Below are 19994 nucleotides of genomic sequence, written 5' to 3' on the forward strand. Positions count from 1 at the left end.
CTTTGCTTGTTACGGGATGGTCGCGTTACGGAATGGTCGCGGCCTTCGGCGGCTTGGCGCGCGGCAGATAGGTGCCGTGGTCCTTGCCGCCAACGAGCGCACCGTTATCGACGACGACCTTGCCGCGCACCATGGTCAGCACCGGCCAGCCCGTGACCTCGAGCCCTTCATAGGGCGTGTAGTCCGCGCCGTCGTGGATCAGCTCGTGGCGGATCGTCACCTTGCGCTTCGGGTCCCACAGCGCGATGTCGGCATCCGAGCCGACCGCGATGGTACCCTTGCGCGGATAGAGGCCGTAGATCTTGGCGTGGTTGGTGGCGCTGAAGGCGACAAAGCTGTTGAGGTCGATCCGCCCCTTCACCACGCCTTCGGAAAACAGGATCGGAAGCCGTGTCGCCACACCCGGGATTCCGTTCGGCACCCAGCGGAAGCTGGTGCGTCCCTTCGGCGCAAGCTTGCCTTGCGTGTCGTCGTACCGGAACGGACAATGGTCCGACGAGAACACCGAGAACACCTTCTGCTGCAGCCCTTCCCAACAGGCCTGCTGGCTGGCGACGTCGCGCGGCGGCGGCGAGCAGACGTATTTTGCGCCTTCCATGTTGAGCTGATCGAGATCCTTTTCGGTCAGCATGAGGTACTGCGGACAGGTCTCGCCCATCACCCGCAAGCCCCGCTGCTGCGCGCGCCGGATTTCGTCCATCGCCTCGCGGTTCGAGACATGCACGATCATGATCGGCACGTCGACGAGCTCGGACAGCGAGATCGCGCGATGGGTGGCCTCGCGCTCGACCGGGATCGGCCGTGAGGTCGCATGGAAGCGCGGTGCGGTGTTACCGGTCCGTTCGAGCCGGTCGGTCAGGAAGCGGATGGCGTCGAAATTCTCTGCATGCACCATCAGCATGGCGCCGGTCTCGCGTGCGACCGACATGGTCTCGAGCAGCTCGCGGTCCGACAGCGCGAGGCCCTCATAGGTCATGAAGACCTTGAGCGAGGTGTAGCCGTCCTCGACCAGGGCCGGCAGCTCCTGGCCCAGCACATGCTCGGTCGGATCGGTGAGGATGAGATGGAAGGCGACGTCGACATGGCACTCGCCTTCGGCCAGCGAATGGTAATGCTTCAGCGCCTCGCGCAGGGTCTGGCCCTTCTCCTGCAGACAGAACGGCAGCACGGTGGTGTTGCCGCCGAACGCCGCCGATCGCGTGCCGCTGGCAAAGCCGTCGGCCATTACGATGCCGTCGCCGGACGGCTGGGCGAAGTGGACATGGCTGTCGATGCCGCCGGGCAGCACCAGGCGGTCGGTGGCGTCGATGATCGTGGCTGCATCGCCGAGATCATGGCCGAGCGCCGTGATCTTGCCGCCGCGGATACCGACGTCGCAGGCGAAGATGTCGGCCGCGGTCACCACGGTGCCGCCGCGGATAATGGTGTCGAAGGACATCAGTTTGTTCCCTCCTTCGGTGAGCGGTGTTCGATGATTGCGGCGAGTGGCTCGGCCAGCCCGCGCGTCGGCTTCGGATCGGGACGGCGGAAGGTGCCGGCGACCGCCTTGCGCGGCTTGAGCACGGCGAGCGTCTCCGCCTGCCGCACCGCCGCGGCGATCGGATCGACCACCGGCACCGGAATGCGGTCGCCGACTTTTGCCGCGAGTCCGGCGAGCGGTGCGCCCGACAGAATGACGACGTCGGCGTTGTCCTGATCGACCGCGCGGTTGGCGAGCGCGACCAGCAGCTCCTCCTTCTCGGCCTGCACCTCCGAGATCGACTGGAAATGACCGTCAAGCGTGCGGATGCCGGCGCAGCGCGAGCTCAGCCCGTGCATGGCGACGCATTCCTCGTACCAGGGCGCCAGCGCGCCGGCGAAGGTGACGATCGCAAACCGGCGGCCGAGCATGCAGGCCGTGAGCATCGCAGCTTCGGCCAATCCCACGACGGGGAAGGCGAACAGCTCACGCGCACCGAACAGGCCGGGATCGCCGAACGCCGCGATGACAGCGGCATCAATGCCGGGGCCGGCTTCGGCCAGCATCTCCAGCGCGATCGCACCGCCGATCTGGGCCTCGGCGCGGGTCGCGATATAAGGCACGCCGCGCGCGGCGGTGAGCGGCACGAGCTCGGTGCCGGCCGACGCCGCCTTGCTGCCGGCGGCATGGAGCAGATCCGTCACATCAGCCGTCGTGTTGGGATTGAGCAGCAGGATCTTCATGGCGCAACGTTCCTCGTCTTGCGGCCGCGCGGCCTTGCCGGTGCCTCCGGTGCCGCGGCGTCGTCCGCCTTGTCGTTCATTGCCTTGGCATCCAGCGTCTCGGCGACGATCTCGCCGGTGCGGCGCACGTGGTGGGCCAGTATCTGCCCGGCCCGGGCCGCATCACGCGCCTTCAGCGCCGACAAAATCTCCTGATGCTCTTGCACCGATTCATCCCAGCGGCCGAGCACCGACAGCGCGAAGAAGCGCGCCCGCTCGGCCCGCGCCAGCAGCGCCTCGTGCGTCGCCTTCAACACGGCATTGCGGGCGAAGCCGACGATCGCCGAATGGATCTGCTGATTAACTTGAAAATAATCGCGCAGCTCGCCGCGGCCGTGATGCCATTCGATCTTGGCCTGCAGCGCCGCGAGCCGTTCGAAGTCGTCCGGCTCCATGCGCAGCGCGGCGAGCTCGGCGGCGCAGCGTTCGATGCCGCTGACGGCCTCGAACAGTTCGGCGAGCTCGGCGCGGCGGAACGGCGCCACCACGGCGCTGTGGTTGAGCCGCAGCTCGACCAGGCCCTCGCTCGCCAATTGCTTCAGCGCCTCGCGCAGCGGCGTGCGCGAGACGCCGAGCGCGTCGGAGAGGTCCGCCTCCCCCAGCGATTGCCCCGGCGCCAGCTCGCCGCGCACGATCATGGTGCGCAGCCGCGTCGCCGCCTGCTCGTGCAGCCCGACCCGCGGCACGCGCAGACGGCGCCGTTGCAGCGCGGTCATCGCGCGCTTGGGTTCCTTGTTACGTCTGGTCGCTTTTGTATTGGTCTTGGCTTCAGTCACCGCTTGCCTTCACTGTCATGATTGGAGACCGCGCCCTCCCACGTGGATCGCGGTGGTCGCGCGCAGATCGGGGTTCGAGAACAGGCTGCCCCAGCCCTGCACGCGCGACGGATCGCAGCCGGCCGCGGCAAGGCACGCCCACAGCGTCACCGCGATCGAGTCCAGCACCGGGACGCCAAATCCGCGCTCCAGCCGCTCGGCCGCGCCGGCGCCGCGCATGTTGGTGCAGAGCACGACGGCGGCATCGCAGCCCTCGCGCACCACCTCCTCGATCAGCCGCGCGACCTCGGCCTCGCTGACCTCGGCAAAGGAGAAATTGTCCTGCAGCGACAGATGCCGCTCGGCAAAACAGTGCAGCCCTTGCGAATTCCAGTTGGCGACGATCCGCTCCTGCACGTCCTTGCGATACGGCGTCACCAGCCCGATGCGGCTGGCGCCGATCCGCCGCAACAGGTCGCGATAGGCCAGCACCGTGGTACAGGCCTTGATCCCGGTCGCCGCCGTGATCTGCTCGCACAGGCTCTCGTCGCGATCAAAACCGAGCCAGCTTGCCGAGGTGCCGTTCCAAGCGATGACGTCGACCTTGGCATGCGCCAGCAGCTCGGCCGCGCGAAGAATCTCGCTGGCGTCGAACTGGCGCAGTGCCTGCTCCGACAGCGCGATCTCGGTCACCTTGAAGCGCGAGAAATGCGCCGAGACGTCGTCGACGCCCGATAGCATCGCGCAGGTGATCGGCTCGAGCGCGGTATTCGACGACGGCGTCAGCATGCCGAGCCGGACGGGACGTGTCATTGGTGAGCCTCATCAAGCGGGCGAATCCTTGGCGGATTCGGCCGCATCCGTTTTAGACCGGGAGCTTGCGGCTGTAATCGATCAGGGTCGAGCAGATCAACAGCGCAATGCCCGCGGCGGCGAAATACATCAGGGCCAGGAAATAGGAGCCGGTGGCCTGCACGATGAAGCCGACGATCAGGGGCGTCGTGATGCCGGCGATGTTGCCGCCGAGATTCATGCAGCCGCCGAGGAAGCCGGACTTGCCGCGGCCCGCCAGCGCCGAGGGGATCGCCCAGTACATGCCGCACCAGCGCAGGAAGAACAGCGTCGTCGACAGCAGCACCACGACCGCGACCGCGTTGGTGACGTAGGCGACGAGGAAGATCGAGACCGTCGCCATGATCGCCGCGATGCCGAACAGCGTGCGGAACACGGTGTTGGGCGACCCGCCCCGCTCCCGCCAGTTATCGCCGATCCAGCCGCCGACCAGCTCGCCGACGAAGCCTGCGAAGAAGATGATGAAGGACGCGCCGCCCAGCGCCTTGATGTCGAAGCCGTGCACCTTGAACAGGTAGGTCGGCATCCAGGTCAGCAGCCCGTAGAACGTGGTGTTGAAGAACATCCAGCCGAGGCACATGCACCACACCGAGCGAAACCGGAAATACGCCATCCAGCTTGCGCCCGAAGACGGCGGCGTCGCCGCATCCTCGATCGCGTGCGCCTCCTCGAGATAGCGCGCCTCGGCTTCGTTGACCGACGGATGCTCGCGCGGCACGTTGCGGATGTAGTACCAGGCCCACAGCCCGCACAGCATGGTGCCGACGCCGGCGATGACGAACGCGACGCGCCAGGAGCTGAACGCCGCCATCAGCCAGGCGATCACGATCGAGCCGAGCGCCGCACCGAGCGGCGCGCCGCCGTCCAGCAAGGTGGCGCCGCGGCCGCGCTCGGTCTGCGTCATCCAGATCGCGTTGAGCTTGCCGCCGGCCGGATAGATCGGCGCTTCCGACGCGCCGAGCCCGAGCCGGGTCAGCAGCAACAGCATCCAGCTGGTGGACAGCGCCGCCAGGGCCTGGAAGAAGCCCCAGAACAGCGTCGCGAGCGCGATCACGATACGCGGCTTGAAGCGGTCGGCGAGCATGCCGCCCGGCACCTGCATCAGCGCGTAGGTCCAGAAGAACGAGCTCAGGATCAGGCCCTGCATCGCCGGATCGATATCGAACTCCTTGGCGATGACCGGCATCGCGACCGAGAGCGAGGCGCGATCGATATAGTTGATCGAGATCAGGAACAGCATCAGCAGGAAAATCTTCCAGCGCACGCCTGAAGGCTTTGCCGTATCTGCCATTGCGATGGTGGACACCTGATCGCTCATTGCTTGCTCCTCCCGACAGATTGTTTTGCCCTGCCGCGCCCCTCGTCCTTGACGGTCGCTGGCCTCTCCTGCCCTGCGTGAAGTCTGCTTCAAGGCGGCAAACGGGACAAGCACATTTTGTATTCTGCATACAATTTTTTATATCATGTTGATATTACGTGCAATCTAGTATTATGTGCATTGATTTTGGTCAGCCGGTGATGAGGGATTGAGCGTCAGGTCATCCCGTTCGAGCCGGCAATTTCAGGGAATTCATCCCGGCGTTGCGGCACCGGCGATCGCACGCATAACGGCGTTCCGCTCATTCCAAAAACAGTGGTCCGCGCTTCCCACCGGAAGCGCGGACCTGTGGTGAGCCGCTGATGTGGATCGTTCGTCAGCGGCGGATGAAGGCCGCCACCACCGCGCTGGACGTGGCGCACACAGCGACCACCAGGAACACCAGCGAGGTCTGGTTATGCTTGTCCATGAAGTGGCCGATCATCGGCTCGCCGAGACCTGCGAACAGGTAGGCGAAGAAGTTCATCACCCCGGTCGCGGTCCCTGCCCGTTTGTGGCCGACCAGATCCGGGCACAGCGCCCAGAACGAGGACTGCGGGCCGTAGGTGAAGAAGCCGCACAAGAACAGCACGGCCATCCCGAGCACGACGTCCGAGGTCGGGATCGCGTACATGCACAGCGAGGTGACCGCGGCGAGCGCCATGTAGAGCACGATGGCGAGGTAGCGGCGCGAGCCGAACACCTTGTCCGAGACCCAGCCATTGCTGAACGCACCGACCGCCATGCCGACCGGCAGCGCGATGCTGATCCAGCGCGGATCGATCACCGAGGCGGCACCGGCCTTGGCCCAGTTGCTGCCGAGGAAGTGCACGGGAACCCACACCAAGAGGCCGTAACGCGCCGCGTTCTGGAAGCCGATCGCGACGCCGGCGACCAAAAGACGCCAGTTCGACAGCACCGCCTTGTAGCGCGCCAGCGAGCCCTCATCGGCGCTGACCGCAGTTTCCGCAGAGGCGACATCGTCGGCCTCGTCATGCGGCGAGGCAAAGCCCATGTCCTCCGGCTTCTCGCGCGCGATCAGATAGAACGCGATGCCGCCGAGCAGCAGCAGCACCACCGGAATGCGGAAGATCCAGCGCCAGTCGAGTTGGAAGTAGCCGACTACGACCAGCGAGGTGACGAACGACAGCACCGAGGCGAGACCGGCCGCGAATGTATAGAGCCCGTAGACCGTGCCGCGCTCTTGGCGGCCCCACCAGTTCGACAGTAGCCGGCTGCCCGGCGCCCATCCCATCGACTGGAAATAGCCGTTGATGCCCCAGAACGCGGTGAGGCTGACGATCCCGGTCGAGAGACTGGTGGCCCAGTTCATGATGAAGGAAAGGATCGCACCCGCGCTCATCACACGGCGGCCGCCGAACTTGTCGCCGAGATTGCCGTTGATCGCCTGCCCGACCGCGTAGCACCAGAGCAGCGCCGCGCTGGCCCAGCCCAGCGCCTCCTTGGTGACGCCGAACTCGGCCTGGATGCCGGGAATGGCGAAGCCGAAGGTTTGCCGCCCGGTGTAGAAGAACAGATAGCAGAACATCGCCGCGAACAGCATCCGCCACTGCGCGCGGCGGAACGACGTCGCAAGCTCCGGATTCTGCACGCCGACCGAGCCGACGCCCGACGGACTGAACGTGATCGACATTGAGGCCTCCCCTTTGTTTGGTTGATCGCAGTCGGCCGCCGCGTTGTTCTTGTTGTCCGCGTGCGGCCCTCGTCGAACGCGCTGCTCTAGACCGGCCAGGGCAGCGAGTAGGTCTTGACGTTGGTGAAGCTCTTGATCGCCTCCTGCACGCCTTCCTTGTAGCCAAGGCCGGAATCCTTGATCCCGCCGAACGGCGACATCTCGATCCGGTAGCCCGGCACTTCCCAGACATTGACGGTGCCGACGTCGAGCTCGTTGACGAACCGCGTGATGTAGTCGAGCCTGTTGGTGCAGACGCCGGACGACAGGCCGAACGCGGTCGCGTTCGAGATCCGGATCACGCTGTCGATGTCGTTGGGCACGCGGATAATTGGGATGACAGGACCGAAGGTCTCCTGCATCACCAGCTCGCTGGTGTAGCGAATCCGGTCGACCACGGTCGGCGGATAGAGCGCGCCGTTGCGGTCGTTGCCGTGTAAGAGCTCGGCGCCGTCGGCGACGGCGGCATTGACGCGGCGCTCGAATTCCTTCGCCGCGCCCTCATGGATCACGGTGCCGACGTCGACCGTCGGGTCCATCGGGTCGCCGCATTTCAGCTTGCGCGCCTTCTTCAGCACCAACGCGACAAAATCGTCAGCGACCGCCTCGACGCAGAGGATGCGCTTGACGGCGGTGCAGCGCTGGCCGGAATTCTTGGTGGCGCCGGTGACCGCGAGCTCGGCCGCCTTGTCGAGGTCGGCGTCCTCCATCACGATCAGGGGGTCGTTGCCGCCGAGCTCGAGCACCAGCCGCTTGTAGCCCGCTTTATTGGCGATGTGCTTGCCGACCCTGACCGAGCCGGTGAAGGTGACGAGATCGGCGTCCGGATCGGTGATCATCGCATCGCCCATTGAATGCGGATTGCCGGTCACCACCGACAGCATCTCCGGCGGCAGCCCGGCCTCGTAGAGCACGTCGGCGAGCGCGAGCGCTGTCAGCGGCGTCAGCTCGGTCGGCTTCAGCACCACGCGGTTGTTGGTCGCGATTGCGGGGGCGATCTTGTGGCTCACCATGTTGAGCGGATGGTTGAACGGCGTGATCGCCGAGATCGCGCCGAGCAGCGGCGTGCGCGTCGTGAAGATCTTGCGCGCCTTGCCCTGCGGGCTGATGTCGCAGGAGAACGTCTCGCCGTCGTCCTTGATCGCGAGCTGGCCGGCAAAGGAATAGACGTCGTAGGCGCGCCCGGCCTCGTAGAGCGAATCCTTCCAGCACAGGCCGGACTCGGCGGTGATGAGCCGCGCGAATTCCTCCTTGCGCCCGGCCAGGATCTCGGCGGTGCGCAGCAGGATGCGCTGGCGCTCGTAGCGCGTCAGCTTCGGCTTGAACGCGGCCGCCCTGGCGAAGGCGCTGCGCACATGCTCCGGCCGCGCCGCCGGGACCGTGCCCACCACCCTGTTGGTGTAGGGATTGAAGACCTCGACATGCTCGTCGGTGTCGACGAAGCTGCCTGCGATCCGCATCTGCTCGTGGCGAACGGCCGGGCTCTGGATGTTCATGGCACTGTCCTTGGGGTCCGAATGCGTCACTTGATGCGGTTGAGCGCGACGTCGAAGGCGTCGAAATTGCGCAGGGCGAGACCGGCGGGCAGCGCGATCTTGCGGTTGGCGATCAGCGGCACCCGCTCCTCGGTCAGTCCGCCATGCGAGCGCAGCGGCTCGGTCAGGCCCGACAGATCGTGACGCGACTCGCTGGTGCCGAGCACCTTGTGCCTGGTCGAGATCACGACGATGTCGCCGATCCGGTCCGGCGGCAGCTCGAACCGGGCGCAGGCATCGCTGCGGGTCAGCGCGACCTCGATGCCTCCGGTCGCACGCAGCCGCGACAGCAGCGTGTCGACGTTGGCGCCCTCCGGCGTGTAGATGGTCGCGAACGAGCCGAGAGAGCCGTGATGGGCGACATAGGGATCGGTGATCGGCAGGATCACGCGTGCGGCGCCCGTACCCGTCCAGTCATCCATGACGTCCTGGAGGTAGATCACGTCGGGCTTGCCGTCAGGCAGGAACTTGTCGTTCATGCCGTGATCGGCGGTCGCCACGATGTTGCAGCCGAGCGCATCGAGCTTCGCAAGATAGCCGTCGATCATGGCGTAGAAGTCGTTGGCGATCTTGGTGCCGAGCCCGACCTTGTGCTGGATGTAGTCGGTGGTCGACAGGTACATCAGATCGGGACGGTAGCGCTCGACCAGCTTGACGCCGGCCGCGAACACGAAGCGCGACAGATCGGCCGAGTAGACTTCGGGCAGCGGCAGACCGACGAAATCGAGCACATCATCGATGCCGTTGGCGGCCTTGGTGGCCTGGTCGGCCTTCTCCGACGAGAAGGCGATGGCGCGGCCGCTGGAATAGTCCAGACCGTACGCGAGCAAGGTGCGCAGCTTGTCCTTGGCGGTGACGGCGGCAACCTTGTAGCCGGCATCATGAACACCGGCGAGGATGGTCGGTGCACGCAGGAACTTCGGATCGTTCATCATGACTTCGGCGTTGTTCGCCGTGTCGTAGAAGTAGTTGCCGGCGATGCCGTGCACCGCGGGCGGCCGCCCGGTGATGATCGAGAGGTTGTTCGGATTGGTGAAGCTCGGGATCACGCTGGCGGCATGGACATGCGCGCCCTCCTTCATGAAGCGCGCGAAGGTCGGCGCGACGCCGGCCTCGATCGCCTGCTCGATATAGCCGGGCTCCGATCCGTCGAGGCAGATCACGACGGTTGGCCGCGTCGGCGCCTCGTAATCGCGCCCGTTCACGGTGATGGTTTTACGATTGTCTTGCATGATGCCTCTCCTCGTCACTGCGCCGTCGCCGCGCTCGGCATCCGCTGCGTCTGCGCTGCCTCGATCAGCCGTTCCTTCGACCCTAAGAAGTTGCGGCCGCGCTCGCCCTCCAGCGAGTCCGCGATCAGCGCGTGCCATTCGGCGCGCTCGATCCTGTAGGCGGCCGGATTGCAGGAGATGCCGAGCCGCGCCATGAAGTCCTCGAGATCGTCGGCCGCGCGCGCGAGGTCGGCGCCGAAGATCTGCTTCAGGCTATCTTCGCAGAGCCCGCCTGCCCCTTTGACGCTGCGCAGCACCATCGGCAGCGAGAACGAGCAGGCGATGCCGTGCTGCACGCCGTGCCGCAGCGTGATCGGATAGGACAGCGAATGCGCGATCGCGGTCTTGGTGTTGGAGAACGCCAGGCCCGCGAACAGCGCTGCCTGCGCCATGCGGCTGCGCAGCTCGAGATTGCCGAGGTCATTGGCGAGCTTCGGCAGCACGTCGAGGATGTTGCGCGCCGCGGCCACCGCGTGGTTGGCCGACACCGGGTTGTTGTTGACGTTCCAGATGCTCTCCAGCGCATGCGACAGCGCGTCGAGCCCGGTGCTGATGGTGAGAAGCTGCGGCTTGCCGAGCATCAGGCACGGATCGATCACCGCATGGGTCGGATAAAGCGACGGACGCGCCAGCGAGTATTTCTTGCCGTTGGCCTCGTCCCACACCGTGCCCCAGCAGGTCACCTCGCTGCCGGTGCCGGCGGTGGTCGGCACCGCGATGATCGGGATCGCCGCGAGGCGCTCGGCGCCCTGCTGCGTCTCCAGATAGGTTTTGACGGTCGCGAAGTCACCGCCGGCGGCCGCGAACACCTTGGCGGAGTCGATCACCGAGCCGCCGCCGAGCGCGACGATCACCTCGGGCTGCCTCGCGAGCCCGACAAAGCGCGCGGTCTGTTCGGTGAGCAGGCGGTAGTCCGGATTGGGCGCGACGTCGCGAATGGTCAGGACAGACGGTCCCGCGGCGGCGCGCAGCCGCCGCTCGAGCTCGTCGAAGACCGGCTCGCCATAGGTCACGAGCGCGTAGGCGCGCTTGCCGATCAGGCCCGGCAGCTTGTCGAAGCTGTCGGCTCCGAATTCGATCCTCACCGGGTTGGAATAAGTCCAGTCCATCCGCGCGTCCTCCGTTTGGTGCGAAGGTATGGCGCCGGCTGCTATTGACAAATTCATTCTACGGATGCGTTCTATTGATTATGTCAATAGTGTTCAGCCAGCTTCGCGCCTTCCACGCGGTCGCCACCCATGGCGGCTTCACCGCGGCCTCGCGCGTGCTCAACGTCGGGCAGCCGACGCTGACCATCCAGGTCAAGGAACTGGAGGAGAGCTACGGCGTCGAGCTTTTGATCCGGAAGCCGCGGCATACCGAGCTCACTGAAGCCGGAGCCGCGCTGTTCGAGATCACCCGCGGCATCATGACGTTCTGCGACGAGGCGCACGACCTGTTGGCCGCGCACGGCAAGGCGACCAAGGGCCATCTGCGCGTCGCGACCGTCGGGCCGTTTCATGCCACCGAGATCATCGCGGCGTTCAAGCGCGATCATCCGGAGGTGCAGATCTCGACCCTGCTCGGCAATTCCGAACGCACCTTCCGCCACATCGTCGACTTCGAGGCCGACGTCGCGATCCTGGCGGAGGTGCCGGAGGATCCGCGCGTCACCATGATCCCCTACCGCACGCACCGCGTGATCGTGTTCGTCAACCGCGACCATCCCTGGTTCAAGCGCAAGTCGGTCAGGCTGCGCGAGCTGGCCGACCAGCCCATCGTGCTGCGCGAGCGCGGCTCGACCACGCGGCGCGCGTTCGAGGCCACGATGCAGGCCGAGGGCATCCGGATCGAGCCGGTGTTCGAGATCGAGAGCCGCGAGGGTGTGTGGAAGGCGGTCGAGCGCGGCCTCGGCATCAGCGTCGTCGCCGACTTCGAATTCGTGCCGCATCCCAATCTGCGCGCGCTGGAGATCAGCGACCGCACCATCAAGACCCAGTACAGCATCGCGCATCACAGCGGACGCGGCCATTCCCCGATCATCAAGGCGTTCATCGACACGGTCCGGCGGATGAAGGGTCGTGATGCTAGCGCGAGGGGGTCTTCGGCCCGGCCTTGAGTGCGCACAGTGCCAGAAGCGCGGCCAAGCTCAGAGCCGATGTGACCGCAAGCGTGTAGCCACCGAGCGGCGAGATCAGGAATCCGAATATGAGGGGCGCGAGGGCTTGAGACAGTCGCGACGGCGCGCCGAGCAGTCCCAGGCGGTAGCCGTAATCCTTCGGACCGAATATCGCCAGCGGCAGCGTGCCGCGCGCAATGGTCAGGATGCCGTTTCCGGCACCGTGCAACAGCGCGAACACCCCCGCGAAGCCACCGCCGAACAGACCGATGACGCAGGCGCCCAAGGGATGTGTGATGCAGGCCAGGCGCGCTGACCAGAGCGGATGGAAGCGCTTCAGCAGGCTCGCTTCGACAATGCGTGCCGCCACCTGCGCCGGGCCGATCAGTGCGCCCGCCGCGATCGCCTGCGCCGGCGTCGCACCGAGCGACTCCAGAATTCGCGGCAGATGAACCGCCATCGCCGACGTCACGCTCCAGGCGGCGGCGAAGGCAAAGGCGAGCAACACCATCGCGCGATCGATGGCAATGTGCGGCTTCGGCGTGTCGGCCGCGATCCGATGCTCCCGCTTTAGCCCGGGGATCAGGAGGCCGTTGAGCGGCAAGCAGATCAGAATGTGCGCAGCGGCCCAGCCGAAGCAGGTCCAGCGCCACCCGATGGTTGCGATTCCCCACGCACTCAGCGGCCAGCCGATGGTGCTGGCAAAGCCCGCGATCAGGGTAATGCCGGTGATGGAGCGACGGGCGGCGTTGCCGTAGATGCGCCCGAGCGCCGCGAAGGCTGCATCATACAGGCCAAGGCCCATGCCGACGCCGAGCAACAACCAGCTCACCGCCATCAGCACGCCGCTCTGGGATAGCCCGAGCAGGATCAGGCCGGACGCCAGGATGAGGTTGGACGCGCAGAGCACTTCGCGTCCGCCCATCCGGTCGATCTGGCGGCCGACGCGCGGGCCGAGAAGCCCGGAGATCACGAGCGCCATCGAGAACGCGGCGAACAGCCAGTTGGTCGAGATGCCGAGGTCCCGCGCGATCGGATCCGCGAGGATGGCGGGCAGATAGTAGCTCGACGCCCAGGCAAGGGTTTGCGTAGTCCCGAGCGCAACGATCAGGACGTTGTCTGCGCGACGGCTCATCCGGCGCGCGCACCCGGCGTCCTGGGCGGGACCACTTCTCCGTCCTCCTTGACGAATTGGCCAATGTCAGTGGCGAGAAGTTCAAGCACGGCCTCGGACGGCCGGCACAGTTTCACGCCGTTCGGCGAGACCACGATCGGCCGATTGATCAGGATCGGATGCGCGATCATGAAATCGATCAACTCGTCGTCACTCCATTTCGGATTGGCAAGGTCGAGCGCTGCATAAGGCGTGCCTTTCTCGCGGAGCAGCGCGCGGGGCGTCATGCCCATGGCCCTGATCAGCGCGATCAGCGTGTCGCGCGCGGGTGGCGTCTTGAGATACTCGACGATCTCCGGCTCCTCCCCGCTTTGGCGGATCATGGCCAGGGCGTTGCGCGACGTCCCGCAATCGGGATTGTGGTAGATCGTGATCGTCATCGGATTGCTTCCATCTTGGTTTCGCTCTGCCGCAGGAGCCACGTCATCAGCGCCAGCGCGACCATCGCCCCCAGAATCTCGGCGACGATAAATCCCGGCAGGTCCCGCGCGCGGATACCGGAAAACGTATCGGTGAATGATCGCGCGATGGCAACGGCCGGGTTGGCGAAAGACGTGGACGCGGTGAACCAGTAGGCGGCCGTGATGTAGAGCCCGACCAGCCATGGGATCGCGGCCTCGCGAAACCGCAGGCCACCGATGATCGTTGCGACCAGTCCGAACGCGGCAACGAATTCCGCAAACCACTGCGGGAACCCGGTCCTCGCCTTGGCGGAGAACTCCAGGAGCGGCAGGCCGAACATGGCATGCGCAACCATCGCACCCAGGATTCCCCCGAGCACCTGCGCCGCGACGTACTGCGCCGCGTGCGGCGGGCGGAGTTCGCCCTTGAGCGTGAACACCAGCGTGACCGCCGGATTGAAGTGCGCGCCGGATATCGGTCCAAGAATCGTGATCAGCACCACGAGGATGGCACCGGTCGGCAGCGTGTTGCCGAGCAGCGCCAGCGCCACGTCCTTGGTCAGGGTTTCTGCCATGATGCCGGAGCCAACGACGGTCGCGACCAGAAACAACGTGCCGAAACATTCAGCCACAAGGCGCCGCGGCAGATCGAAATCGCGCATCAGGCACGCGCCTTCTTCTTGCCCGTGGAAGGCTTGCACTGGGCAGCGGCGAGCGCCGGCGCGCAGATCTCCGGGTGGCCCGCGCAGCAATCCTTCATCAGAAAGGCGATGAGGTCGCGCAAACCGGTGAAATCCGCTGAGTAGATGATCGAGCGGGCCTCGCGGCGCGGCGCGATCATGCCGGCGTGTTCGAGGTCCTTCAGATGGAACGACACGTTGGATGGCGACACCTCGACCGCCTCCGCAATCGCCCCCGCGGCCATCCCCTCGGGGCCCGCCTGGACCAGCAGCCGGACGATCCGCAGCCGCGTTTCCTGCGACAGCGCAGCAAACGCGGTTCGGGCTTGACGCTCCTCCATCTTTCGATAATCCTACAATTCAATAATCATTGAAATGAGGATAGCAGCCATGGACACGCTTGCCAATACCCGTTCGATCGTCGGCGCCCTGCTTCCGGTGGAAGAGCTGTCATCCGCGGCCCTCCTTTCCGGCCTTGAGGCGCACAAGGAGAAGCCGCTGATTTTCAGCTACGACGGCCGGGACGTCCGCCCCAGCTACCACGTGACCGAAGTCAAGACCGGTTCGTTCAGGGCGCTCGATTGCGGCGCGAACCCGGAGAGCTGGAGCGAGACCTTCATTCAGCTCTGGGACATCGAGGAGGAAAACCGCGGTCACATGCCGGCCGGAAAGTTTCTTGCGATCATCCGCAAGGTCGATGAGGCCGTCGGCTTCGACCCGCAGGCCAGGTTGACGTTCGAAGTGAGCGACGGTGTTCGGCCGATGCAAATCTATCGGGCGGAACGCATGGATGCCGGCGACGCGGCGATCCGGGTCCATCTCTCGGCGCGCCCGTCGAGTTGCAAGCCGCGCGGCCGATGGCTCCAGGACCAGCAATCCTGCTGCGCACCGAAAGCCAAACAGCCGTGCTGCGGGTGATGGATGTCTGAGCGCCTGATATGGCCAGACGTGTCACGCGGGTTGGCGCTCGCGGCAAGGCTGCCCGGAAATCGCCGATCACTGTTGCCCGACGGGTCAAGCCCTCGGAGCAAAAATATTTCGCTTTATCCGAAAGGCAACTCAATGTATGAATAACCCGTCTCACCCGATCGAGGGGCGCTGCGCATCGTCAGGAGTGTTGCGGTGAGATGCGGTGGACGCCGAGGTCACGACCGACGACGCGTGACCGAGGTGGACGGTGAAGTCGTGTGGTCCTGACGCCCTAGCGGCAGGTGTCTCTTCGCAGGACGTGAATGCGTCGTTGCGAAGACGGTGACAAGCAAGCCAAGTCTCGCCGGGGAGAGCACGAAGTAAGCCGTAACCCATCGCGCAGGGAAAGCCGGGTTGTTTCCGGTTACACCTGTGGTCCTACCTCCCGCGTTTTTTATTACGCGGGACCCATGGGTGCGATCGGCACCCGGCTTTCCCTGCGCCCTCTGTGAAGAGAGGGCGGAACGAAGAGCAAAGCTCGGGCAGATCATGTCGCGAGAATGCGGAAGTTTGACTCCCGGTCGTGCAACACACTCGCTGTCGTCCCTGCGAAAGCGGGGCCCATAACCACAGATCGGCATTGTCGCGGGATGGTCGAACGACGAGTCCCGTTCTCAACACGGGCCGCGGAGTATGAGTCCCTGCTCCCGTGCGCAATTGCGCACTAGGCAGGGACGACACCGAGATTGCAGCGATGATGGCGACGTACGCCCTACCCGCTCAAGCCGCCGTCGGCTCGCTCGACAGCGCGGCGAACACCGTCTCCGGCGAATGGGCGATCACGGCGAGCAGCGCGCGGGCGGGTCCACGCGGCGCGCGCTTGCCCTGCTCCCAGTTGCGGATGGTTTCCACCGGCACGCCGAGCTTGGCGGCGAATTCGAGCTGGGTGAGTTGGGCCCGGCGGCGCAGATCGCGTACGGCCGGCTGCGCTGCCGCGGGCTGCATCGCCGCCTGGTCGGGATGTGCGGGCACGAGCGGGATTTCCTGCCCGTCGCGCAATTCGACGATCCGTCCGTCCGCCTTGAGCCGCAACCGCTGCATGATGGCCCCCGTGATGGCCCCTTGGAGATAGCGGCATCATCGATGAAGCGCGTTAAGTTCGGATTAACGATAAGCGGCCCGGCGCGGCTCGCGCCCGGACCATGCGCCGCCCTGCCCGCGAGCGCGTTACTTGAGGCCGAACCACAGCGTGGCGATGCCGAGGAAGGAGAAGAAGCCGACCACGTCGGTGACGGTGGTGACGAAGGTGCCGGAGGCGACCGCGGGGTCAGCCCGCACCCGTTCCAGCACCATCGGGATCAGGATGCCGCCGAGCGCGCCGGCGACCAGGTTGCAGATGATCGCAAGCCCGATCACGATGCCGAGGCCGGGGATCTTGAACCAAGCCACCGCGGCGACGCCGGTGATGACGGCAAAGGCGATGCCGTTGACGAGCCCGACCATGGTCTCGCGCAGCACCACCCGCATCGCGTTGTACGGGCCGAGCTCACGGGTGGCGAGCGCGCGCACCGCGACCGTCATGGTCTGGGTCGCGGCATTGCCGCCCTGGCTCGCCACGATCGGCGCCAGCACCGCAAGCGCCACCATCTTCTCGAGCTGGCCCTCGAACAGACCGAGCACCGACGAGGCCAGGAACGCGGTGGCGAGATTGACCAAGAGCCAGTTGAAGCGGCCGCGGGCGATGGTCCACACCGTGTCGGACAGCTCTTCGTCGCTGGTGACGCCGCCGAGCGCCTTCAAGTCCTCGTCGGCCTCCTCCTCGATCACGTCGACGACGTCGTCGATGGTGATCACGCCGACCAGCCGGTCGATGGTGTCGACCACGGGAGCTGCGACCAGGTTGTACTTGCCGAACATCCGCGCGACCTCTTCCTGGTCCTCCAGCGCGGAGACCCGGCGGCGGTCCTCATCGATCAGGTCCTTGACCGGAACCGGGCGGCGCGTGCGCAGCAGCACGTCGAGCGGCACCGCGCCGAGCAAATGCTTGTCGGCGTCGACCACATAGATCTCGTAGAAGCGGTCCGGCAGATCCGGCGTGTCGCGCATGTAGTCGATCGCCTGCCCGACATTCCAATCCGGCGGCACCGCGATGAACTCGGTCTGCATCCGCCGGCCGGCGGAATTCTCCGGGTACAGCAGGCTGCGCTCGATGTCCTCGCGCTCGGCCGCCGGCAGCTTCTCCAGGATCTCTTCCTGGTCCTCCTCGTCGAGGCTCTCCAGGAGCTCGACGGCGTCGTCAGATTCGAGCTCGCGGACACCCTCGGCAACCGTCTCCGGCTCGAGTTCCTCGAGGATCTCCTCGCGGACGGTCTCGTCGACCTCGTTGAGCGCCGAGAAGTCGAAATCGGTGCCGGTGATCTCGACCAGGGTGACGCGGTCGACCGGCTCCAGCGCCGCGATCAGGTCGCCGAGATCGGCCTCGTGCAGTTCCGCCACCACCTCGCACAGCAACGGCCGGTCGGCGGCGTGGATGGCCCGGGTGATCGCCGCGACGAATTCGCCGCGGAGCTCGCCCTCCTCGTCCCGCATCGGCATCCGGGCCAGCGGATCGGCCTCGGCGGGTTCGGCAACGTCGAAATTCTCGGCCATGCCGTGTTTCGCCGGTTTGACAGGAGGGGAAAAACTGGTTGGATGAGTGCGGAACGGATTACCTAATCGGTGGGGCCCAGTGCAATGAGAAAGATGTCGAGCGCACCGCGACCGCTCCGGAAGACTTTCGCGGCGCTGGTCGCGCTCGCGCCTGTTGCACTGTTCGGCTCGGCGCACGCCGCCGAATGCCAGCGCAAGGACGCACTCGGCACCTCACGTGTGCTCGAGGTCGACCCCGCGACCTATCCGCGCGTCGGGCTGAAGAGCTTTCCGCAGACCCTGCCGCTCAGGGATGGCGAGGTCGTGCTGACCTTCGACGACGGACCGACGCCGGGGGTCACCGACAAGGTGCTGACGGCGCTGGCGGCTGAATGCGTGCAGGCAACCTTCTTCATGGTCGGCCGCAACGCGGCCGATCACCCCGATATGGTCCGCAAGATCGCGCGCCTCGGCCACACCATCGGCTATCACAGCTGGGACCATCCACATCTCAACAAACTCCCGCCGGATCAGGCCGACGCGAACATCAACCGGGGGATCGAAGCGGTCCAGAAGGCCCTGCGCGGCACCGAAAGCAAGATTCCGAGCACGCCGTTCTTCCGGTTCCCCTATTTCGAATCGACACCCGCCCTGCTGGACCACCTGGAAAAGCGCGGTATCGCGGTGTTCGGAGCCGATTTCTGGGCCAGCGATTGGAACAAGATGACCCCCGAGGAGGAACTCAAGCTGCTCACCGGGCGGCTCGAAGGCCACCGCAAGGGAATTATCCTGCTGCATGACCCGCAAATGCGGACAGCCGAGATGCTGCCCACCTTCTTGAGGTACCTGCAGGAGCATAAATACCACGTCGTCCACATTGTCCCGGCGGCGCTGAAAACCGTGTCCGACCGGACACATTGAACCCGGGACGCTAGGTGGATTACAGACCGTTAAGGCGGCATTCATGGCGCCGCACCTAAGGATTCGTCAGTGCGTTTGGAATGCGGCCGAGATTCGATGATTGCAAACGTCTTGGTGATGATCCGGAAGCGGTCGCGGACCGTGGTCCGCGCGGCGCTGCTGGGTTGCGGCTTGATGACGCCGTACGCCGCCCTCGCCGCAGACTGCCCTAACCCCAACGCACTCGGCACCTCGCGGACCCTCGTCGTCGATCCCAAGGAGCATCCCCGGATCGGCACCATGCAGTACCCGGAGACCTTGCCGCTCGCCGATCACGAAGTGGTACTGACCTTCGACGACGGGCCGCTACCTAAATATAGCAACCAGGTGCTGGCCATTCTCGCCAGCCAGTGCGTCAAGGCGACCTTCTTCACCATCGGCTCCCAGGCCCGGTTCAATCCGGAGGGCGTGCGCAAGCTGATCGCGGCCGGACATACCGTCGGCACGCACAGCCAGAACCATCCGCTGACGATGAACAAGATGTCGCTCGAGAAGGTGCGGCAGGAGGTCGACGACGGCATCGCCTCGACGCTCGCAGCGCTCAATGGCGACAAGAGCAAGCTCGCGCCGTTCTTCCGGATTCCCGGCCTGATGCGCGCCGAGATCCCGGAGGCCTATCTGGCGTCCCAGGGCATCCAGGTCTGGAGCGCCGACTTCCCCGCGGACGACTGGCGCCACATCTCGCCGCAGCGGGTCTATGACCTCGCGATCCAGCGGATCGAAGCCAAGCGCAAGGGCATCTTGCTGCTGCACGACATCCAGCCGCGCACCGTTGCGGCGCTGCCGCGCATCCTCAACACGCTGAAGGAGCGCGGCTACCGGATCGTTCATGTCGTGCCCGCAACGCCCGATCGCCCGGCGACGCCGACCCAGCCGCAGCAATGGTACCTGCATCCACCGACCGAGACGGTGGCGACCACGCGCTGGCCCAAAATTCCGAACTTCGTGTACACCGCGACGCGGACGCTGCCTGCCCCGGTGTTTGCCGACATGGATTGGCGCGATGCCGACATCCTCGACCACGCACAGCGCACCCGGGTCGCGATGCCCGTCCGCACGCTGTGGCCGCAGCCCCAGCTCGCGCGGTTCGCATCCGTCTCGACATTGCCGGTCCCGGCGCCCGACGTGTTCCGCGTTCCCGAAGCGCTCGACCTGACCCTGCTCGCAGCCCGATCGGCGGCCAATCGCCGCCTCGTGCAGCGTACGACAATTGGCGTTGGCGTATCGCGCGCGCAGGCGTTCTCCGCGCGCCAGGCCAGGCATCCGAAGCAGGCTGCGCATCAGGGGCCCGCCGCGGCACACGGCCGAGCCCATGGCGCCCCCTTGCATGTCGCACCGCCGGCTGCCGACAACGCGTCAGTCCACGTCGCCAATAATGTGAAGAAGCGTACGCCGCGCGCCGAGGCGGCGGCGGCCGGCAAGCGCGTGCCTGATTGACGT

Annotated in this window: 19 protein-coding genes; 4 read left to right on the forward strand and 15 right to left on the reverse strand. The window is 65.8% G+C overall.

Annotated features, from left to right (window positions below):
• Positions 1 to 25: 25 nt before the first annotated feature.
• From hydA to psrA, 9 genes are all read right to left on the reverse strand, one after another.
• Positions 26 to 1438 carry a dihydropyrimidinase gene (gene hydA / locus J6525_RS27160; protein ID WP_225646946.1) on the reverse strand — a complete coding sequence of 471 codons (1413 nt, stop codon included), beginning with the start codon at positions 1436 to 1438 and terminating at the stop codon, positions 26 to 28.
• Positions 1438 to 2202, reverse strand: a complete 765-nt coding sequence (locus J6525_RS27165) for an aspartate/glutamate racemase family protein (protein ID WP_225646947.1) — start codon at positions 2200 to 2202, stop codon at positions 1438 to 1440. Before J6525_RS27165 ends, hydA begins: the two co-directional genes overlap by 1 nt.
• Positions 2199 to 3017: a GntR family transcriptional regulator gene (locus tag J6525_RS27170; RefSeq protein ID WP_225646948.1), complete on the reverse strand. Its 819-nt coding sequence runs from the start codon at positions 3015 to 3017 to the stop codon at positions 2199 to 2201. Before J6525_RS27170 ends, J6525_RS27165 begins: the two co-directional genes overlap by 4 nt.
• A 15-nt stretch (positions 3018 to 3032) precedes the next feature.
• Positions 3033 to 3809: a maleate cis-trans isomerase family protein gene (locus J6525_RS27175; RefSeq protein WP_225646949.1), complete on the reverse strand. Its 777-nt coding sequence runs from the start codon at positions 3807 to 3809 to the stop codon at positions 3033 to 3035.
• Positions 3810 to 3861: 52 nt separating this feature from the next.
• Entirely contained in the window at positions 3862 to 5166 is a 1305-nt protein-coding gene (locus tag J6525_RS27180; protein WP_028336433.1) for an MFS transporter, read from the reverse strand.
• 376 nt (positions 5167 to 5542) lie between these two features.
• Complete coding sequence (locus tag J6525_RS27185; RefSeq protein WP_225646950.1) at positions 5543 to 6859, reverse strand: MFS transporter; 1317 nt, start codon at positions 6857 to 6859, stop codon at positions 5543 to 5545.
• Between the two features lie 86 nt (positions 6860 to 6945).
• Complete coding sequence (phnY, locus tag J6525_RS27190; RefSeq protein ID WP_225646951.1) at positions 6946 to 8394, reverse strand: phosphonoacetaldehyde dehydrogenase; 1449 nt, start codon at positions 8392 to 8394, stop codon at positions 6946 to 6948.
• A 26-nt stretch (positions 8395 to 8420) separates the two neighbouring features.
• The gene (gene phnA / locus J6525_RS27195; protein WP_376708566.1) at positions 8421 to 9668 is read right to left on the reverse strand and encodes a phosphonoacetate hydrolase; all 1248 of its coding nucleotides are present in this window, start codon (positions 9666 to 9668) and stop codon (positions 8421 to 8423) included.
• Between the two features lie 11 nt (positions 9669 to 9679).
• Positions 9680 to 10813 (reverse strand): iron-containing alcohol dehydrogenase PsrA, encoded by a 1134-nt coding sequence (gene psrA, locus J6525_RS27200; protein WP_225646953.1) that lies wholly within the window; start codon positions 10811 to 10813, stop codon positions 9680 to 9682.
• 80 nt (positions 10814 to 10893) lie between these two features.
• On the opposite strand from psrA, the gene J6525_RS27205 reads away from it, so the two are divergent.
• On the forward strand, positions 10894 to 11802 hold the full coding sequence (locus tag J6525_RS27205; protein ID WP_225646971.1) for a LysR substrate-binding domain-containing protein: 909 nt from the start codon (positions 10894 to 10896) through the stop codon (positions 11800 to 11802).
• Here J6525_RS27205 and J6525_RS27210 read toward each other — a convergent pair.
• From J6525_RS27210 to J6525_RS27225, 4 genes are read right to left on the reverse strand one after another with little or no spacing between them, the layout of a single operon-like run.
• Positions 11771 to 12937 carry an MFS transporter gene (locus J6525_RS27210; protein ID WP_225646954.1) on the reverse strand — a complete coding sequence of 389 codons (1167 nt, stop codon included), beginning with the start codon at positions 12935 to 12937 and terminating at the stop codon, positions 11771 to 11773. The two genes, J6525_RS27205 and J6525_RS27210, sit on opposite strands and share 32 nt — an antisense overlap.
• Positions 12934 to 13356, reverse strand: coding sequence for an arsenate reductase (glutaredoxin) (gene arsC, locus J6525_RS27215; protein WP_092078326.1), 423 nt, complete (start codon positions 13354 to 13356; stop codon positions 12934 to 12936). Before arsC ends, J6525_RS27210 begins: the two co-directional genes overlap by 4 nt.
• Entirely contained in the window at positions 13353 to 14039 is a 687-nt protein-coding gene (locus tag J6525_RS27220; RefSeq protein WP_225646955.1) for an aquaporin, read from the reverse strand. Before J6525_RS27220 ends, arsC begins: the two co-directional genes overlap by 4 nt.
• Positions 14039 to 14398, reverse strand: a complete 360-nt coding sequence (locus J6525_RS27225; protein ID WP_092078332.1) for an ArsR/SmtB family transcription factor — start codon at positions 14396 to 14398, stop codon at positions 14039 to 14041. The genes J6525_RS27220 and J6525_RS27225 overlap by 1 nt, the downstream gene beginning before the upstream one ends.
• A 49-nt stretch (positions 14399 to 14447) precedes the next feature.
• Between J6525_RS27225 and J6525_RS27230 the strand changes: the two genes are divergently transcribed.
• Positions 14448 to 14975: a DUF6428 family protein gene (locus J6525_RS27230; protein WP_225646956.1), complete on the forward strand. Its 528-nt coding sequence runs from the start codon at positions 14448 to 14450 to the stop codon at positions 14973 to 14975.
• A gap of 771 nt (positions 14976 to 15746) precedes the next feature.
• On the opposite strand, the gene J6525_RS27235 is transcribed toward J6525_RS27230, so the two are convergent.
• Together J6525_RS27235 and mgtE are read right to left on the reverse strand one after the other, a co-directional pair.
• A complete protein-coding gene (locus tag J6525_RS27235; RefSeq protein WP_028343385.1) occupies positions 15747 to 16067 on the reverse strand; it encodes a helix-turn-helix domain-containing protein in 321 nt (106 codons plus the stop codon).
• Positions 16068 to 16193: 126 nt separating this feature from the next.
• A complete protein-coding gene (gene mgtE / locus J6525_RS27240) occupies positions 16194 to 17615 on the reverse strand; it encodes a magnesium transporter (protein WP_092078338.1) in 1422 nt (473 codons plus the stop codon).
• An 84-nt stretch (positions 17616 to 17699) separates the two neighbouring features.
• On the opposite strand from mgtE, the gene J6525_RS27245 reads away from it, so the two are divergent.
• A complete protein-coding gene (locus tag J6525_RS27245) occupies positions 17700 to 18515 on the forward strand; it encodes a polysaccharide deacetylase family protein (protein WP_225646957.1) in 816 nt (271 codons plus the stop codon).
• Between the two features lie 96 nt (positions 18516 to 18611).
• Positions 18612 to 19991, forward strand: coding sequence for a polysaccharide deacetylase family protein (locus J6525_RS27250; protein WP_225646958.1), 1380 nt, complete (start codon positions 18612 to 18614; stop codon positions 19989 to 19991).
• Positions 19992 to 19994 lie beyond the last annotated feature (3 nt).

The organism is Bradyrhizobium australafricanum (genome assembly GCF_020329495.1).
GTDB lineage: Bacteria > Pseudomonadota > Alphaproteobacteria > Rhizobiales > Xanthobacteraceae > Bradyrhizobium > Bradyrhizobium australafricanum.

Excerpts from the sequence above, each read along its gene's own strand:
- J6525_RS27250 (WP_225646958.1), top strand. The coding sequence starts at position 18,612 with ATGATTGCAAACGTCTTGGTGATGATCCGGAAGCGGTCGCGGACCGTG.
- phnY (WP_225646951.1), bottom strand. The coding sequence starts at position 8,394 with ATGAACATCCAGAGCCCGGCCGTTCGCCACGAGCAGATGCGGATCGCA.
- J6525_RS27175 (WP_225646949.1), bottom strand. The coding sequence starts at position 3,809 with ATGACACGTCCCGTCCGGCTCGGCATGCTGACGCCGTCGTCGAATACC.
- J6525_RS27210 (WP_225646954.1), bottom strand. The coding sequence starts at position 12,937 with ATGAGCCGTCGCGCAGACAACGTCCTGATCGTTGCGCTCGGGACTACG.
- arsC (WP_092078326.1), bottom strand. The coding sequence starts at position 13,356 with ATGACGATCACGATCTACCACAATCCCGATTGCGGGACGTCGCGCAAC.
- J6525_RS27225 (WP_092078332.1), bottom strand. The coding sequence starts at position 14,398 with ATGGAGGAGCGTCAAGCCCGAACCGCGTTTGCTGCGCTGTCGCAGGAA.
- J6525_RS27180 (WP_028336433.1), bottom strand. The coding sequence starts at position 5,166 with ATGAGCGATCAGGTGTCCACCATCGCAATGGCAGATACGGCAAAGCCT.
- hydA (WP_225646946.1), bottom strand. The coding sequence starts at position 1,438 with ATGTCCTTCGACACCATTATCCGCGGCGGCACCGTGGTGACCGCGGCC.
- J6525_RS27220 (WP_225646955.1), bottom strand. The coding sequence starts at position 14,039 with ATGCGCGATTTCGATCTGCCGCGGCGCCTTGTGGCTGAATGTTTCGGC.
- J6525_RS27165 (WP_225646947.1), bottom strand. The coding sequence starts at position 2,202 with ATGAAGATCCTGCTGCTCAATCCCAACACGACGGCTGATGTGACGGAT.
- J6525_RS27245 (WP_225646957.1), top strand. The coding sequence starts at position 17,700 with ATGAGAAAGATGTCGAGCGCACCGCGACCGCTCCGGAAGACTTTCGCG.
- J6525_RS27205 (WP_225646971.1), top strand. The coding sequence starts at position 10,894 with ATGTCAATAGTGTTCAGCCAGCTTCGCGCCTTCCACGCGGTCGCCACC.
- mgtE (WP_092078338.1), bottom strand. The coding sequence starts at position 17,615 with ATGGCCGAGAATTTCGACGTTGCCGAACCCGCCGAGGCCGATCCGCTG.
- J6525_RS27185 (WP_225646950.1), bottom strand. The coding sequence starts at position 6,859 with ATGTCGATCACGTTCAGTCCGTCGGGCGTCGGCTCGGTCGGCGTGCAG.
- J6525_RS27235 (WP_028343385.1), bottom strand. The coding sequence starts at position 16,067 with ATGCAGCGGTTGCGGCTCAAGGCGGACGGACGGATCGTCGAATTGCGC.
- psrA (WP_225646953.1), bottom strand. The coding sequence starts at position 10,813 with ATGGACTGGACTTATTCCAACCCGGTGAGGATCGAATTCGGAGCCGAC.
- J6525_RS27230 (WP_225646956.1), top strand. The coding sequence starts at position 14,448 with ATGGACACGCTTGCCAATACCCGTTCGATCGTCGGCGCCCTGCTTCCG.